Genomic DNA, 15,397 nt, shown 5'->3' with positions numbered 1-15,397 from the left:
TTACGCGTCGATTTCGACGTCCACGTCCAGGTCCGCGACGTCGAAGTTCTCCTGGAGGAGCACGTCTTTCTGGTCGGCAACGTCGGCCCCGCTCTTGATGATGGCCTTGAATTTGGACTGGGCCGCCATGTCGCCGATGAGGACCCCGCCGATCAGCTGGCCGTCCTCGAAGGCGAGCCGCCGCCAGGTCGTCTCGTCGTACTTGCGCTCGGCCTCGTCGTCGCCCTCGGTGGGGTAGCCAAAGGAGAGGAACGGGAAGTCAAAGTGGGTGATCGAGTACGAGGAGACCCAGCGGAACTCCTCGGTCTCGACGGCCTCGCCCGCGTCCGCGAGCATCGTCCGGGCCGCCAGGTCGCCCTGTTCCTTCGCCGAGCCCCAGGAGCCGTTCTGGGCCTCGCGGCCGACGATCGGGTCCTCGAAGACCACGATGTCACCGGCCGCATAGACGTCCTCGGCGTCGGTCCGCATGCACGAATCCGTGTGGATCCCGTCGCTGTCGGCCTCGACGGCCGTTCCCTGGAGCAGTTCCGTGTTGAAGTTCAGGCCGATTGCCGAGCCCACGAAGTCACTCTCGTAGCGGTCGCCGTTGGCGTCGATGGTGGCCTCGACGTGGCCGTCCTCGTCCGTGACGAACTCCTCGACGCCGGACTCCAGGACGAGTTCGACGCCCAGGTCCCGCATCGCGTCGTGCATGATCTCGGCCCCCTCCAGGCTCAGCGCGTAGCGCCACCAGCGGTTGCCACGCATGATATAGCGGGCGTTCTCCACGTCGTGTGCGCCGGCGATGGCCGCCAGGTCGATGCCGAGCAGGCCGGCCCCGACGATGACCGCGTTGTCCGCCGCTTCTACCCCTTCCCGGATGCCCCGCGCGTCCTCGAAGGTCCAGAAGTGATGGACGCCCTCGGCGTCAGTGCCAGGCACGGGGAGCTGGGTCGGCGTGCCACCCGTGGCGACAAGCAGCTTGTCGTATTCGATGGTGTCGCCGGTGTGAGTGTGCACCTCGTGGGCGTCGTCGTCGACCTGCGTGACGTGCGTGTTCATCTGCAGGTCGATGTCCCGCTCGCTGTACCAGCTGTCGTCGTGGATCGAGACCGGGCCCTCGGGCATCTTGCCCTTCGCGAACTCCTTGATCAGAATCCGGTTGTAGAGGGGCTCGCCCTCGTCAGTGATGACGGTGATGTCCGCCTCGTCGTCGTGCTCTCGCAGTGTCTCGGCCGCGGTGCTGCCCGCGATACCATCGCCAATAATTACGTACGACGCGCTCATATTCGGCTTTTCACCGTCGCCCCTAAAGTGGATTGCTATATCAGTCAGCCGTTCCCGCCGGAACCACACGTTTCTTGAGCCAAGTGCTGGAGGGCCTGGGACCCACCGCTCACCAGCGGCTCGCCGTGGCCGGAGACGAGCACCTCGATCGGCGGGAGTCGGCTCGCTAGCTCGTCCACGCTCGCCCGGAGCTGGTCGGTATCCTGGCTCAGATACCAGGGCGGCAGCGAGAGCGTTTCGCCGTCGCTGAACACCAGATCGCCCGCGAAAACCACGTCCAACGCGTCACTGTAGAAGGCGGTGTGCCCCGGCGTGTGGCCGGGCGTGTGGACCGCCGTGAACGACCCGATCGTCTCGCCGTCATCGACTGGCGAGACCGGGGCCTGGGGTGGCTTTCGGAAGAATTCGGTCAGCCGCTGGAAGACGCGTTTCCGATCGCCGAATCCCGGAGTCAGGTCCCCGCGCACATAGGCGGCGTCCGCTCGCCCCACGTGGACCGTCTCGGCCTCGGGGAACGCTCGCAGTCCCCCGACGTGGTCGAGATCGAAGTGTGTCACCAGCACTCGCTCGATTCGATCCGGATCGAACCCGATCTTTCGGACGGCCTCGCGGATCGCCGGTCCGTCCCAGGGGAGTCCCGCGTCGATTAAGGTCAGGACGTCGTCTTCGACGAGCGACACGTTGACCCGGGGCCGTTCGACGAGCCAGACCTCGTCAGTGAGTTGGCGTGCCATGTACGAGAAAGCCGAACCGGGCTACTCCTCGGCGTAGACCATCTCGGCGATGGTCCGGCGCGTGCCCTCGTCATCGTCGCCCTCGTATTTGTAGTGTGTGTCCGGTTCCTCGTCGCGGGTCGCGGCGTGTGAGCCATCGCAGAAGGGGTAGTCGGCGGACAGGCCACACATGCAGATGGCGACGTCGCCCTTCTCGGGGTCGATGTCTTCCGCGTCGATGATCTTCGGGCTGGTGGCTTCGTGGGTGATCTCGCGGGCCATACCACCTGTTTCGCTGGCCCGATACTTATACTCCGATGGCAAAACGGCCCTACGTCTGGGCCAAAACGAGGTCGGCGACGGTCTCTCCGGCCACGACCCCGCCGTCCAGGCTCCGCTCGGGGTACTGCGCCCGGGAGGCCATACCGGCGTAGTAGACCCCCTCGCCGACTGCGGCCTGGAGGTCGAAGGGAATCACCGTCTCCAGGTAGCCGCGCTCGTAGACCGGGGCGGTCCGTCGGTTTCGACTCGTCTCGATCCAGTTCACCGACTCCCGGTCGAAATCGGGGAACAGCGACTCGATGCCCGCGAGCCACGTCGATTCGATCTCCGAATCGGATTGCTCCCACAGCGGGTCGTCCATCGACTGGACGTATTTTGGCACGTAGAGCAGGTGTTCCCCGCCGTAGTGCTCGGGGTCGACGAAGTTCGTGTGCTCGATGAGTGCGCCGAAGGGAGCTTCGTCCCCGATGTTCAGCCAGTAGGTATCCGTCAGCGGTTCGTCCATCGAGACCACCGAACAGACCGTCCCCTGGAAGGACACGTCACTCTCGTAGCCGGTCAGATCAGCCAGGACGTCGGGCATCGTCGCGACGATCACGGCTTCGACCTCGCGAGTGCCGGATTCCGCGCCCTCGACGGTGATCGACTGGACGCCGTCGTCGACTTCGACAGCCGTCACGCGCGTGCCCGTGACGACGTGTTCCTCGCCGATCGCGGCCACGAGGGCGTCGATCAGCCGGCCGAAGCCCCCGTCGAGGTAGCCAAGCGGTTCGCCCCGCAACAGGTCCCGCTCGCCACGGAAGCGGACCCGGCCGAGGAGCCAGGCCGCGCTTACCTCGGTCTTGCGCTCGCCGAACTTGGCTTCCAGGAGCGGCTCGAAGAAGTTCTCGTAGACGCCGTCGGTGGTGTGCTCACGGATGAAGGCCTCGATCGGCACGTCCTCGTAGGCGGTCAGGTCCTCGTACGCGCCGGGGCTGGGAATCCCGCCACGCATGTCCACCCCCAGGACGAGCATCCCGAGCCGGAACGTGTCATAGACGCTCAGATACGGATAGGCGGCGATCTCCCAGGGCGTATCCAGCGGATAGACCGTCCCGTCCATGTAGTAGGCGTTCTTGCCGATCGGCCACTGCAGGTCCGAACCCAGCCCCAGTTCGTCGATCAACTCGACGATCCGCTCCTCGGACTTCGAGAGGTGGTGATAGTACCGCTCGATGGGGGCCCCGGCGGTCTCGTAGGTTCCGGCCAGCCCACCGACGGCCTCGGCGGCCTCGTAAACCCGGACCTCCCGGCCCGCCTGCCTGAGCCGATAGGCGGCGGTGAGTCCCGCGATGCCACCCCCGACGATAGCGATCATACTCCACCTTCGGCGAGCCGGGTGGAATAGGATTGTGATCGGCCTGGTCGGACCGGTTGCGATTCCATAACAAACCTTAAAACCTCTCCCGGTCGAATCTCCGCCCACTCACTATGGATATTGCCGACATCGCGACGACGGACTACATCGAAGTGCCCGTCGACCGACGACTCGGGAAGGTGCGATCTATCTTCGAGCAGGAACATCCCAAGGGGATCATCGTCACCGAAGGTGGCGAGTACCGTGGCGTGATCACCGAACGACAGCTCCTCCAGTCCCACGTCGAGGACGACGCCAAGGCCGAGGCGCTGGCAAAACACGCTCCGAAGGTGTCCCGCACGGAGGACATTCGGGAGACGGCCCGGATGCTGGTCGAGGGCAACACCAAGGTCGCGCCGGTCTTCGAGGACGACTCCCTCTGGGGGATCGTCACCGAGGATCTGATCCTCGAGGCGGTGCTTGACAACCTCGATGCTCTGAACGTGGCCGACATTTACTCCACGAACATCGTCACGACCACCGAGAGCGACACGGTCGGGCGGGTCATCAACCGCCTGCGGGAGAACGGCATCTCCCGGCTGCCCGTCCTCGACGACGCGGGTGACCTCACGGGCGTCGTGACCGTCCACGACGTGGTCAACGTGGTCATCCGGGACATGTCCAAGGCCACGGTCGGAGACCGCCGCGGCGAGGTCGAGCGGGTGCTCGACCTGCCGGTGTACGACATGATGTCCAGCCCGGTCGAGACGGTCACGCCGACGGTCTCCGTCGAGGACGCCGTGCGGACCATGCTCGCGGAGGACATCGGCGGCGTCGTGGTCACCGACCCCGACGACGACCGACGGGTCGACGGCGTGGTGACCAAGACCGACGTGCTGCGGGCGCTGACCTTCACCGAAGAGCAGCAGATGGACGTGCAGATCACCAACATCGATCTGCTCGACACCCTCTCCCGGGCTGAGATCCGCGAGCGGATCACCGCCGCGGCGGACAAGTACAGCGACATGCAGGTCCAGCACGCTCACGTGCGGTTCCACAAGCACAACGAGAAGCTCCGTGGCACGCCGCTGATTCAGGCCCAGATCCGGCTCCGAACCAATCGTGGCCAGATCGCCGGGTCCGGCGAGGGCTACGGCTCCGACAACGCCTTCCACGTCGCGATGGACAAACTGGAGCGCAACGTCCTCGAACTCAAGGACATCCGCGCCGACGAGAAGTACGAGGGCCAGCTGCTTCGCAAGCTGAACGAGTTGTGAACCGCCTCGGGGTCAAGTGGTTCGAGAGACCGAAGGTCTCTCGTCATCCCGGAAGACTCCGTCTTCCGACGACCCCGAGGCACTCGGCCTGCTCCGCCTGTAGACGGCGATTCGGTCGGGGCAGATTTTTGGGTGGTAATTCTCCAGAGTTCCCCGCTTCAACTCATTTCCAGATGGTTGTCTCGCTCGCGAACTCCCCATCAGCGGTGACGATCGCTTCGGTGTCCCGGACTCGATGATTCGCTATCAGCAGGGCGTCGTGTAGCGTGTGGTGAGTAACGAGGCTGGCAAAAACCGCGAGGTCCTGCTCGTCGCTCGGAGCGACCTGAACCGGGCCGTCGTTCACGAGCCCGCCCAGCACTTCGTTCGCCGAAACGTCGACCTCGATGCCCGCGATTTTCCCCTTCTTCGATGCAGCCCAGATGGCTTCGCTGACGGCCACTGTTGGTGCTTCGAGCACGTCGATACCTTCTTCGGCCCGCTCGAAAACCTCGTCTGCGGCTGCCGGCAGTCGATCGACGAGATAGCGGGCCATAGCCACGCCGTCGACGGTGTAGCGAGTCACGGATGCCACTCCGTCCGACGCTTCTTGCGGATCTCGGCCGCCATCTCTTCGGCCATCTCCTCGCGTTTTTCCGCCGGAACGTCTTCGACTAACATGCCACGTCCCGCCGAGCCCGTTGCCTTCTTGATCCGAATCCCGTCTTCGGTCTTTTCCCAGCGGATTTCGTCTCCCTCATCGAGGCCAAGCTCGTCGCGGAACGCTTTTGGGATCGTCACCTGGCCCTTCCGGGTGATACGGGTCGTTTCGCTCTCGATATCGTTCCCCGTACTCATTATCAAGTACTACGGGCCGTAGTACCATTAAAACGTTCGGCGGGTTGGTCGTTTCCACGCTGTGTCACTTCAACCCCACGGGGGGTCCGTCTGAAACCGCTCCGAAGTATCGAACATCAGCACTGTTCGCGAGGCTTCAACCCCACGAGGGTCCATCTGAAACCCATGGCCAAAACCGGCCACTTGCGCCCTTCTACTCCCCGCTGGCTGTTAGTATTTTCGTCGACCGCCAATAACCCGAAAACCCCGGGGGGTCGATGAACCTACCGTCGCTCGGCGTCTTCGATCCCCGCGCCAGTAATCCGGAAGTCCGCCTGCTCGCCCTCCGGCTTGGCACGGTGTTTCTCCAGGATCGCCCGCCGGTTTCCACCTTTGTAGCGATCGAGGCGAACGATCGTCCCGGTCCAGTGTGAGAGGGTGTGCCCGCCCAGGGGTTTGGGCCGGCCCGACTCGCTCTCGGGGTCGCTGAAGACCTGGTTCGTGAGCACGACCGCGAGATCGTGCTTTCTGGCCAGCGCGAGCAGGTGGGTCACCTGGTCGGCGACGGCCCGGAGTGTGTCCCCCCGCTCTGCGTCGCCGGTCCGCTTCAGGCGGTAGAAGCCCGTCGCGCTGTCCAGGACGATCAGGTCCATCCGCTCGGCGAACTCCGCGGCGTCCCGCACCGCCTCGGCCTGCTCCTCGAAGTCCGTCGCCTCGGTCACGACGATGTTCCGCGCGACGGCCTCGGTCTCGTCGGTCTGGCCGTCCAGTATCTGCTCGAAGCGCTCGACGGACAGGCCCTCGGTGTCGACGTAGAGGGCCTCACCGCCCGCCTTCGCCACGGCGACGCTGGCGCTCAACGCGAGGTTGGTCTTGCCCGCGCCGGGCGGCCCATAGAGCTGGGTCGCCGTCCCGCGCTCGAACCCGCCGCCGAGGAGGTCATCGAGAGCCCCACAGCCGGTGGGCACGTCGTCTGTCACGGGCGGGAGTTGGTCGCCATCGGTTGAAAAGCCCCCGGTGTTCCCCCGGCGCAACGTTCATCCGTCTACCAATCGCACTGTAACACATCCCCACAGGGCGACCATGAACGAAGTCCAACTCGAGGTGGCAAAGGCCTACCCGAACGACTCGGGCCGCGGTATCGCTCGCCTCGATCCGGATACGCTGTTGCATCTCAAACTCAGCCCCGGCGACATCATCGAGATCGAAGGGGCGGAGTGGACGGCCGCGAAGGTCTGGCGGGCCGACCGCCAGGACTGGAACAGCGACACCGTCCGGATCGACGGGTTCACCAGACAGAACGCCGACGTCGGCATCGGCGAACGGGTCACTATCCGGAAGGCCAGCACCGAACCGGCCGACCGACTGGTGCTCGCCCCGCCGGAGGACGCAAGCGTGCAGTTCGGCTCGGACGCGGCCGGAATGGTCAAACGTCAGATCCTCAAACGCCCCGTCGTCGCCCGCGACATCGTCCCCGTGATGTCGAGCACCAACCACCCCTTCATGCGCTCGCCGGGCCAGGCGATCCCGCTGATCGCCGTCGAGACCGAGCCGGAGGGTACGGTGCTGATCACCGAGGACACCGAGGTCGAACTCCGCGAGGAGCCCATCGCCGGCTTCGAGCGCACCGGCGGCGGCATCACCTACGAGGACATCGGCGGCCTGGACAAGGAGATCCAGCGGGTCCGCGAGATGGTCGAGTTGCCGATGAAACACCCACAGGTGTTCAAGAAACTCGGCATCGAGCCACCGCAGGGGGTGCTCCTCCACGGCCCGCCCGGGACGGGCAAGACCCTCCTCGCGAAGGCCGTGGCCAACGAGACCGCCGCGAGTTTCTTCTCCATCGCCGGCCCGGAGATCATCTCGAAGTACTACGGCGAATCCGAACAGCAACTCCGGGAGATCTTCGAGGACGCCAAAGAGGACGCGCCGGCGATCGTCTTCATCGACGAACTGGACTCAATTGCGCCGAAACGCGAGGACGTGACCGGCGAGGTCGAGCGCCGGGTCGTCGCCCAGTTATTGACCATGATGGACGGCCTGGAGGGTCGCGGCCAGGTCATCGTGATCGCGGCGACCAACCGGGTCGATGCCGTCGATCCGGCGCTGCGTCGCCCCGGTCGATTCGACCGCGAGATCGAGATCGGCGTTCCGGACGAGGTCGGCCGCGAGGAGATCCTGCGGGTCCACACCCGCGGGATGCCCCTGGCCGAGGACGTGGCGCTCTCCGAACTCGCGGATGACACCCACGGCTTCGTGGGCGCGGACATCGAGTCCCTCTCCAAGGAGGCCGCGATGCGGGCGCTCCGTCGCTATCTCCCCGAGATCGACCTGGACGAACAGGAGGTGCCCGCCTCGCTGATCGACCGGATGATCGTCACCGAACGGGACTTCGAAGGGGCGCTCAACGAGGTCGAGCCCTCGGCGATGCGGGAGGTGCTGGTCGAACTCCCGAAGGTCACCTGGGACGACGTGGGTGGCCTCGAATCGGTCAAATCCCAGATCAAAGAGAGCGTCGAGTGGCCGCTCTCCGGTGCGGAGAACTTCGAGCGCCTGGGCGTGGACCCGCCTGCGGGCGTGTTGCTCTACGGGCCGCCCGGGACGGGCAAGACCCTGATGGCCAAGGCGGTGGCAAACGAGACCGACGCCAACTTCATCAGCGTGCGCGGGCCACAGCTCCTCTCGAAGTGGGTCGGCGAATCCGAGAAGGCCATCCGGCAGACCTTCCGGAAGGCCAGACAGGTCAGCCCCACGGTGGTCTTCTTCGACGAACTCGACAGCCTGGCTCCCGGGCGCGGGCAGGACGCGGGGAACAACGTCTCCGAGCGGGTGGTCAATCAGTTGTTGACTGAACTCGATGGCCTCGAACAGATGGAGGGGGTCATGGTCGTCGCCGCGACGAACCGCCCCGATATCATCGACCCCGCGCTCATTCGCTCGGGTCGGTTCGACCGCCTGGTGATGGTCGGCCAGCCCGACGAGGCGGGTCGGGAGGAGATCCTGCGGATCCACACGGCGGACACGCCGCTCTCGCCGGACGTGAGTCTGCGGGAGATCGCCGAACGGACCGACGGCTTCGTGGGTTCGGACCTGGCGACGGTGGCCCGGGAGGCCGCCATCGAGGCGCTGCGGGACGACCCCGACGCCGAGGTCGTGGAGATGTCACACTTCCGGGCGGCCCTGGAGGACGTGCGGCCGACGGTCACTGACGACCTGCTCGAGTACTACGACCAGGTCGAAGAAGAGTTGACCGGAGGGACGGGCCCCGGTGCTGCTGGCCGGGACCACGAACGTCACGTCGGCTTCCAGTAACTACTCCTCGGGCTCGTAGTCGACGGTCTTCGCGTTGACCTGGCCGGTCTGGCCGGGTCGGGAGGTCACTCGCGCGAAGCCGAGTTCGGTCTCGATGATCGCACCCTTCGTGATGATGTTCCGGCGAGCGTAGTTCGGGTTCGCGGGGTTGTCGACGACGTTCTCGATGTCGACACGCTCGGTTTCGCCCTCGGTCGTCACGTTGGCGACGTTGGTCGCGAGCGCGCGGATCTTCGTGGTGTTGCCCCGGCCGGCAACCGTCCGGTAGGACGGCTCGTCGAACTGGGTCTCGGTCGGGCTGTTGCCGAGCTGGTGTTTCTTCTTCTTGGTCGTGTGCCGGTGGACGCGGCCGCCGGTCTTGGTGCGCGTGGAGCGACCCTGATCTTGCATATCCGTATCGAGCCCCAGCGCACACTTTAACCTCTCGCTTGGGGCCGGGGAACCGAACCGTTTAGGGTCGGCGGCTCCACTCTCCCACGATGAGTCTGCGTGTCGCGGTCGCCGCGCCCTTCCAGCGGGCGGGGCGGGAGCAACTCTCCGAACAGGCCTTCGTCGTCGATCTGGCGGTGGATCGCAACTGGGTCTCCCCCGATCAGGCAAAGACGCTGATCGAACTCGGCCGGAAGCGGGGCCTTCTCCAGTCGGTCGACGAGGAACTCCAGGCCACGTTCGATCCCACCTCGGTCACCGTCCCCGACGGGTTCGTCCCGGACGAGACGCTCTTCCAGGACCGATCGCCGATCGAGGCGATAATCGACACGCTCGTCGCGTCGGGGCTGGACCGCCGCGAGACCGTCGCCGCGATCAACACCCTCCAGGAGTCCCTCTCGGTGACCGCCGGGACGGCTGGCGTGCTCTACGCTCGAAAGCGGGGCGTCGACGTCTCGGAGATCGCCACCGAAGTCAACACGGAGTTGCGTTCCTGATGGTCGAGGACGAGATCATCGATCCCGACCGGCTGGCGACGCTCCTCCGGGCCGAAATCGAGGGGCTCACCGACCCACCCTTCGATCGACTAACGGTCGTCGACCTCGACGCCGAACCCGACGCCCTCGACACCCCTGCCTTTGCCGTTCAGGACGGCTCGGAGCCGGTCTTCGAGGCGACCAAACAGGACACGCGTCTGGTTCTCTCCTTCAGCGAGGACCCCGCGACCGTGGCCGAGGCAGGTCGGGAGGCCGGGCTCCGGGTGCGACCGAAGGCGACGACGCCGCCGGCGACACTGCTCTTCGTCGAGCGCGGGGCGGCGGTGAAACGGGTCATTGATGTGCTCCGGGCGGTACTGCCGTCCCAATGAGCTTCTTCACGGATTTAGCCGACCGCATCGACCGGATCGACAGCGTCGTGAGCGTGGGGCTGGACCCCGACCCGGCCCGGCTTCCTGACTCGGTTCGGGACACAGACCTGCCCAGATTCGCCTTCAACCGCCGGATCATCGACGCGACCCACGAGTACGCCGCGGCCTACAAGCCAAACGCCGCCTTCTACGAGGATCCCGATGGCTGGCGGGCCCTCCGGGAGACGATCGCGTACGCCCACGGGAAGGACGTGCCGGTGCTTCTGGACGCCAAGCGCGGGGACATCGGGAACACCGCCCGCCAGTACGCCGACCTGCTCGAACACGCTGACGCGATCACGGTCAACCCCTATCTGGGCGGTGACTCCCTGCAGCCGTTCCTCTCGAAGGCCGAGAAGGGCGTGTTCGTCCTCTGTCGCACCTCGAACCCGGGCGGAGCGGACCTCCAGGACCGCGAACTGGCCGACGGTCGGACCGTCTACGAGCGCGTGGCCGACCTCGCGGCCGGCTGGAACGAACACGGCAACGTGGGGCTGGTGGTGGGGGCGACGGCACCGGACGAACTCGAAGCCCTGCGGGATCGAGTGCCCGACTTGCCGTTTCTCGTCCCCGGGGTCGGAGCGCAGGGCGGGGACCTCGAGGCAGCGGCAACGGCCGGCCTGGCCGACGGCGTGGGGCTCGTGAACTCTTCACGGGGGATCATCTTCGCCGGCGAGGACGGGCCGAACTGGGAGCGGGCGGCCGGGGTTGCGGCCAAACGGCTGCGCGATGAGCTGAACGCCTACCGGGGGTAGGCTTAACTCCGACTCTCCCGAACCCCCGTTCATGGCCGGTGACCGGGCCCTGCTCCAGGAGGCGCTGTCGCAGGGCGAACGGACCGACGGCCGCGTCGAGTTCAAAGAACGGCTCTCCCGGGAGGTCCATCTCTCCGAGGCGCGCTTCGAGAGCCTGGCGGCACAGCTTCGCCATCGCGTGCTCTCCGGGGACGGCGAGGCCACCTACGTCGTTGGCGTGACCGACGACGGCGCGATCGCGGGGATCTCCCAGGCGGCCTTCTCCGAGTCGATGGACGTGTTGAGCCTGCTGGCCGAGGAGGCCGGCGCCCACCTCGAATCCGTCGAGACCTGGGGGACCGAGGGTGGTGGGCTGGTCGGAGTGGCGACGATCCAGGACGGCGGGGCCCTGGAGGTCGCCACCGACCACCTCATCGTCGGGACGGCGGGCCACGTCGACCACGGGAAGAGCACTTTGGTCGGCAGCCTCGTGACCGGACGCCCGGACGACGGCGAGGGCGGCATGCGCTCGTACCTGGACGTCAAGCCCCACGAGGTCGAGCGTGGACTGAGCGCGGATCTCTCCTATGGGGTCTATGGCTTCGACGCGGCGGGTCCAGTTCGGGTCGAACGCCCTGACCGGAAATCCGACCGAGCGGCCGTCGTCGAGTCCGCCGACCGGGTGGTCTCCTTCGTCGACACCGTGGGCCACGAACCCTGGCTCTCGACGACGATTCGGGGGTTGCTCGGCCAGAAACTGGACTACGGGCTACTCACCGTCGCCGCCGACGACGGACCGACCCCGACCACCCGGGAGCACCTGGGCGTGCTTCTGGCGACGGACCTCCCGACCATCGTCGCGATCACCAAGACCGACATGGTCGACGAAGAGACCGTCGAGACCGTCGAGCGGGACGTCGAACGGCTGCTCCGCCAGGCGGGCCGGAGCCCGCTTTCGGTGTCCCGTCACGGCGTCGAGGCAGCGATCGAGGAAATCGGGGACGGCGTGGTGCCCATCGTCCGGACGAGTGCGGTCACGATGGATGGCCTCTCGATCCTCGATACGTTCTTCGAGTGCCTGCCCAAGACTGCTGCAGCGGGCGGCGACTTTCGGATGTACATCGACCGGACCTACGGAATTACGGGAGTCGGGCCGGTTGCCTCGGGAACCATCGAGTCGGGGACAGTCGAAACGGGGGACGAACTGCTCGTCGGTCCGGTCGGGGAGACGGGATTCCGGCCGGTCGAGGTCCGGTCGATCGAGACCCACTACCATCGCGTCGATCGAGCCGAAGCGGGCCGGATCGTCGGGATCGCCCTGTCGGGGATCGAGGAGTCAGAACTCGCTCGGGGGATGGCACTGGTGCCCCGATCGGCCGATCCGACCCCGACCCGGAGTTTCGAGGCCGAGGTGATGGTGCTCAACCACCCGACACGCATTCACACGGGCTACGAACCGGTCGTCCATCTGGAGACGGTGAGCGAGGCCGCTCGCATCGACCCGCTGGACGGCCAGTTGCTCCCGGGTGACTCCGGCCGGGCACAAATCACGTTCAAGTTCAACCCCTACCTCATCGAAGCAGGCCAGCAGTTCGTCTTCCGCGAGGGACAGAGCAAAGGTGTTGGGACCGTAACAGCTATTTCAGGACACGATTCCCGTTAGGGGGCGTGTTCTGCCTGAACCACCACAGCAAACCACCCGAGGACCCAATACCACGGTACGTCAACCCAATCCATGCCCTCCCGGTCACAACTCGCGAAAAGCAAGCGAATCCACCGCCGTACCGGCCGGACTTTCTATCTCGCCACCCGCCTGTTTCCCCAGGACGTGCGTGAGGCGACCTACGTCCTCTATGCCTTCTTCCGGATCGCCGATGACATCGTGGACACCACCGAGGATCGCTCGCCGGACGCCCAGCGTGAGCGACTCGAACACATCCGGGCGGCCGTACTCGGGCGGGCCGAGACCGACGAACCAGTCTTGCTCGCCACCCGGGAGCTCCTCGTCGAGTACGACATCCCGGAGAGCGAGGTCGACTCCTTCATCGACGCAATGATCGCCGACATCGACCACGAGCCCTACGCGACACGAGACGAACTCGACGCCTACATGCGCGGGTCGGCGGTAGCCGTCGCGAACATGATGCTCGCGGTCATGGATGTCGAAGACGAGGCTGCGGCGCGTCCCCACGCCGCCGCCCTCGCTGAGGCCTTCCAGTTGACGAACTTCCTCCGGGACGTGCGCGAGGACATCCGGGACTACGACCGGGTTTATCTGCCGGGAGAGGTCCGCTCGGCCTACGGGGTTACGATCGATCAACTCGAAGCCGGCGAGGCCGACGCCGGGTTCCGCCGGGCGATGCAGGTCGAACTCGCCCGGACCGAAGCGCGGTACCGGACCGGTGTGGCAGGGATCCGTCACCTCCCCAAAGGGACCCAGTTTCCGGTGCTCGCCGCCGCGGTGCTGTACGCCGAGTACCACCGGGTCATCGCGAGCCAGGAGTACGACGTGCTGGGCGAGCGCCCCTCCCTTTCGACCTGGCGCAAGCTCTCCCTGGTTGCTCGCACCCGACTGCACTGGGCGCTTTCCGGCGATCCCGTGGCGGTCTTCGACCGCGTGGCCGCCATCGGCGAGACCGACCACGTCGATCGGGAGTCCCTACCGCCAGTCGAGGCGCCGGCCCAGTAGCGTCGGCCGGATCGCGGAATCGAACCGATCTGTTCGAGCCAGTCCCAGTCCCAGGAGGACCGCGAGGGCCGCGGGGACCAACTGCCCGAAGTAGAGGTTGATCCCGCCCCAGAGGATGACGAAACTCACCAGATCATCGAGCATGAAGGGAGTTTGAGCCAGTCGATCGAGCAACGCGGTGCCATCGAGCATCCAGTCGAAGACCGAGACCGAGATAGCTCCCGAGAGGACCCAGCCCGCGTAGTTCGAGGCCGGGACGCCGTAGTAGGCCCCGCCCTCGGCGTAGGCCCAAAAGCCCAGGCCGACCGCGCCGGGGTCGAGCACCAGATCCATCGCGAGGACCATCCCGAGCGTGCCGAGGAGCCTGACCGGGGTCGAGCGGGCCCGGTCCCCGGCCAGCAGGACGACGAGCAGGTAGCTGTTCAACACCAGCGGGAAGAAAAAGACCGGCAGGCCCAGGGGCACTGACCCAAAGAGCATCGGTCCCAGTTCGACCAGGTAGGCGAAGTCGCCGTAGGGGAGGCCGGTGTGGACGCCCACCAGTTCGATGCCGTAGGCGTAGCCGGTGAGCGCGAGCAAGCCGATCGCGCCGCGGCGGTCGAGTAGCGGGAGCACGCCGACGATCAGCGGGAGCCGCATCACCGCGGTCCCGAAGAGGACCATCGTGGGCTGGAAGGCGAACGGCTCCGGGACCCACCCCTCCGCACTCCCGAGGAGCAAGAGTGCGCCGATCACGGGGAACACGACCGCGATGGTGAACCGGTTCTCGGAGACCAGGGTCTCCAGCCGGCCCTCGATCGCCCGCCTATCCATAGACGAATGACAAGAGGCCGCCGACGGTCAAGAGCCCACCGACGAGGGTGTTCACCGCGGGATACCACCAGTAGGCCCGGTCGATCGATATTCCGGCCCGACGGATTCCCCAGAGCAGGATCGGATAGACCGCGAGGACGGCCCCGAGTCGCCAGTCCAGCAGCCCGAAAGCCAGGGCCGCGCCGGTCCAGAGCAGCCCGCAGTACCGGACTGCGCCGTGCTCGCCCAGCCAGGTGGCGGTGGTTCGCAGGCCGGCCGCTCGATCCGGCTCGATATCGGGGATCGCCGAGAAGGTGTGCATCGCCATCGCCCAGAGCCAGCCCCCGAGGACGGCAGCGAGCGGCGGTTGGCTCCCCGCGAGTGCGGTGAACGTCGCCAACCCCGGGAGGATGTAGAGCCCGTTCGAGAGCGAATCGAACAGGGGTCGCGCCTTGAACCGGAGTGGCGGGGTGGAGTAGGCCGTCGCGAGGAGGGCCCAGCCGGCCAGAGCCGGCCAACTCGCCCGGGGAAGCGTGGCCGCGACGGGCACCAGCAACAGCCCGCTACCCAGCACCGCGGCGGTGACCGGCAACCGGTCTCGGTAGCGGGCTTCCCGGCCCGCTTTCTTCGGGTTGTGCTGGTCCGTGTCTCGGTCGAAGATGTCGTTGACGCCGTAGAGATAGACGTTCGCCGGCAGGAGGAAGTAGCCAAAGAGCAACCCGACGGTGGGCGAGAGAAGCCCATCCAGAGTTGTCGCGCCGTAGGCGGCCCCCACGAGCACGGGCCCGGCCAGGTAGAGCCAGAAGCGGGGCCGGGAGAGGACGAAGAGATAGCGGAGCATGCC

17 protein-coding genes are annotated in these 15,397 nt (G+C 66.3%); 7 read left to right on the top strand and 10 right to left on the bottom strand.

What is annotated here, in order from left to right:
- Genes RH831_RS01585 through RH831_RS01570 form a run of 4 tightly spaced genes read right to left on the bottom strand, consistent with a single transcriptional unit; the run spans position 1 to position 3,618 of the window.
- On the bottom strand, positions 1 to 1,266 hold the full coding sequence (locus tag RH831_RS01585) for an FAD-dependent oxidoreductase (RefSeq protein ID WP_310552535.1): 1,266 nt from the start codon (positions 1,264 to 1,266) through the stop codon (positions 1 to 3).
- Positions 1,267 to 1,310: 44 nt separating this feature from the next.
- Complete coding sequence (locus tag RH831_RS01580; RefSeq protein ID WP_310552534.1) at positions 1,311 to 2,000, bottom strand: MBL fold metallo-hydrolase; 690 nt, start codon at positions 1,998 to 2,000, stop codon at positions 1,311 to 1,313.
- Between the two features lie 21 nt (positions 2,001 to 2,021).
- The gene (locus RH831_RS01575) at positions 2,022 to 2,261 is read right to left on the bottom strand and encodes a CDGSH iron-sulfur domain-containing protein (protein WP_310552533.1); all 240 of its coding nucleotides are present in this window, start codon (positions 2,259 to 2,261) and stop codon (positions 2,022 to 2,024) included.
- A gap of 49 nt (positions 2,262 to 2,310) precedes the next feature.
- Positions 2,311 to 3,618, bottom strand: a complete 1,308-nt coding sequence (locus RH831_RS01570) for an NAD(P)/FAD-dependent oxidoreductase (protein WP_310552532.1) — start codon at positions 3,616 to 3,618, stop codon at positions 2,311 to 2,313.
- Positions 3,619 to 3,731: 113 nt separating this feature from the next.
- On the opposite strand from RH831_RS01570, the gene RH831_RS01565 reads away from it, so the two are divergent.
- Entirely contained in the window at positions 3,732 to 4,874 is a 1,143-nt protein-coding gene (locus tag RH831_RS01565; RefSeq protein ID WP_310552531.1) for a CBS domain-containing protein, read from the top strand.
- 163 nt (positions 4,875 to 5,037) lie between these two features.
- Here RH831_RS01565 and RH831_RS01560 read toward each other — a convergent pair whose 3' ends face one another.
- The 3 genes from RH831_RS01560 to radB all read right to left on the bottom strand — a co-directional run bounded on the left by RH831_RS01560 (position 5,038) and on the right by radB (position 6,670).
- On the bottom strand, positions 5,038 to 5,439 hold the full coding sequence (locus tag RH831_RS01560; RefSeq protein ID WP_310552530.1) for a hypothetical protein: 402 nt from the start codon (positions 5,437 to 5,439) through the stop codon (positions 5,038 to 5,040).
- Complete coding sequence (locus RH831_RS01555; RefSeq protein ID WP_310552529.1) at positions 5,436 to 5,711, bottom strand: AbrB/MazE/SpoVT family DNA-binding domain-containing protein; 276 nt, start codon at positions 5,709 to 5,711, stop codon at positions 5,436 to 5,438. The genes RH831_RS01560 and RH831_RS01555 overlap by 4 nt, the downstream gene beginning before the upstream one ends.
- 263 nt (positions 5,712 to 5,974) lie before the next feature.
- A complete protein-coding gene (gene radB / locus RH831_RS01550) occupies positions 5,975 to 6,670 on the bottom strand; it encodes a DNA repair and recombination protein RadB (protein ID WP_310552528.1) in 696 nt (231 codons plus the stop codon).
- A 103-nt stretch (positions 6,671 to 6,773) separates the two neighbouring features.
- Between radB and RH831_RS01545 the strand changes: the two genes are divergently transcribed.
- Complete coding sequence (locus tag RH831_RS01545; RefSeq protein WP_310552527.1) at positions 6,774 to 9,002, top strand: CDC48 family AAA ATPase; 2,229 nt, start codon at positions 6,774 to 6,776, stop codon at positions 9,000 to 9,002.
- Here RH831_RS01545 and RH831_RS01540 read toward each other — a convergent pair whose 3' ends face one another.
- On the bottom strand, positions 9,003 to 9,392 hold the full coding sequence (locus RH831_RS01540) for a 30S ribosomal protein S8e (protein ID WP_310552526.1): 390 nt from the start codon (positions 9,390 to 9,392) through the stop codon (positions 9,003 to 9,005). It lies immediately after the preceding gene.
- A gap of 89 nt (positions 9,393 to 9,481) precedes the next feature.
- On the opposite strand from RH831_RS01540, the gene RH831_RS01535 reads away from it, so the two are divergent.
- The 5 genes from RH831_RS01535 to RH831_RS01515 all read left to right on the top strand — a co-directional run bounded on the left by RH831_RS01535 (position 9,482) and on the right by RH831_RS01515 (position 13,761).
- On the top strand, positions 9,482 to 9,928 hold the full coding sequence (locus tag RH831_RS01535; RefSeq protein ID WP_310552525.1) for a DUF2240 family protein: 447 nt from the start codon (positions 9,482 to 9,484) through the stop codon (positions 9,926 to 9,928).
- The gene (locus tag RH831_RS01530; protein WP_310552524.1) at positions 9,928 to 10,299 is read left to right on the top strand and encodes a hypothetical protein; all 372 of its coding nucleotides are present in this window, start codon (positions 9,928 to 9,930) and stop codon (positions 10,297 to 10,299) included. The genes RH831_RS01535 and RH831_RS01530 overlap by 1 nt, the downstream gene beginning before the upstream one ends.
- The gene (gene pyrF / locus RH831_RS01525) at positions 10,296 to 11,093 is read left to right on the top strand and encodes an orotidine-5'-phosphate decarboxylase (protein ID WP_310552523.1); all 798 of its coding nucleotides are present in this window, start codon (positions 10,296 to 10,298) and stop codon (positions 11,091 to 11,093) included. The genes RH831_RS01530 and pyrF overlap by 4 nt, the downstream gene beginning before the upstream one ends.
- 31 nt (positions 11,094 to 11,124) lie before the next feature.
- Positions 11,125 to 12,735, top strand: a complete 1,611-nt coding sequence (locus RH831_RS01520) for a GTP-binding protein (protein WP_310552522.1) — start codon at positions 11,125 to 11,127, stop codon at positions 12,733 to 12,735.
- A 72-nt stretch (positions 12,736 to 12,807) separates the two neighbouring features.
- The gene (locus tag RH831_RS01515; protein ID WP_310552521.1) at positions 12,808 to 13,761 is read left to right on the top strand and encodes a phytoene/squalene synthase family protein; all 954 of its coding nucleotides are present in this window, start codon (positions 12,808 to 12,810) and stop codon (positions 13,759 to 13,761) included.
- On the opposite strand, the gene cruF is transcribed toward RH831_RS01515, so the two are convergent.
- Both cruF and RH831_RS01505 read right to left on the bottom strand, forming a co-directional pair.
- Positions 13,732 to 14,574: a bisanhydrobacterioruberin hydratase gene (cruF, locus tag RH831_RS01510; protein WP_310552520.1), complete on the bottom strand. Its 843-nt coding sequence runs from the start codon at positions 14,572 to 14,574 to the stop codon at positions 13,732 to 13,734. The two genes, RH831_RS01515 and cruF, sit on opposite strands and share 30 nt — an antisense overlap.
- Positions 14,567 to 15,394, bottom strand: coding sequence for a prenyltransferase (locus RH831_RS01505; RefSeq protein WP_310552519.1), 828 nt, complete (start codon positions 15,392 to 15,394; stop codon positions 14,567 to 14,569). Before RH831_RS01505 ends, cruF begins: the two co-directional genes overlap by 8 nt.
- Between the last annotated feature and the right edge of the window lie 3 nt (positions 15,395 to 15,397).

This window comes from Halodesulfurarchaeum sp. HSR-GB (assembly GCF_031432215.1).
GTDB lineage: Archaea > Halobacteriota > Halobacteria > Halobacteriales > Halobacteriaceae > Halodesulfurarchaeum.
This window is presented reverse-complemented; position numbering and strand designations above follow the sequence as displayed.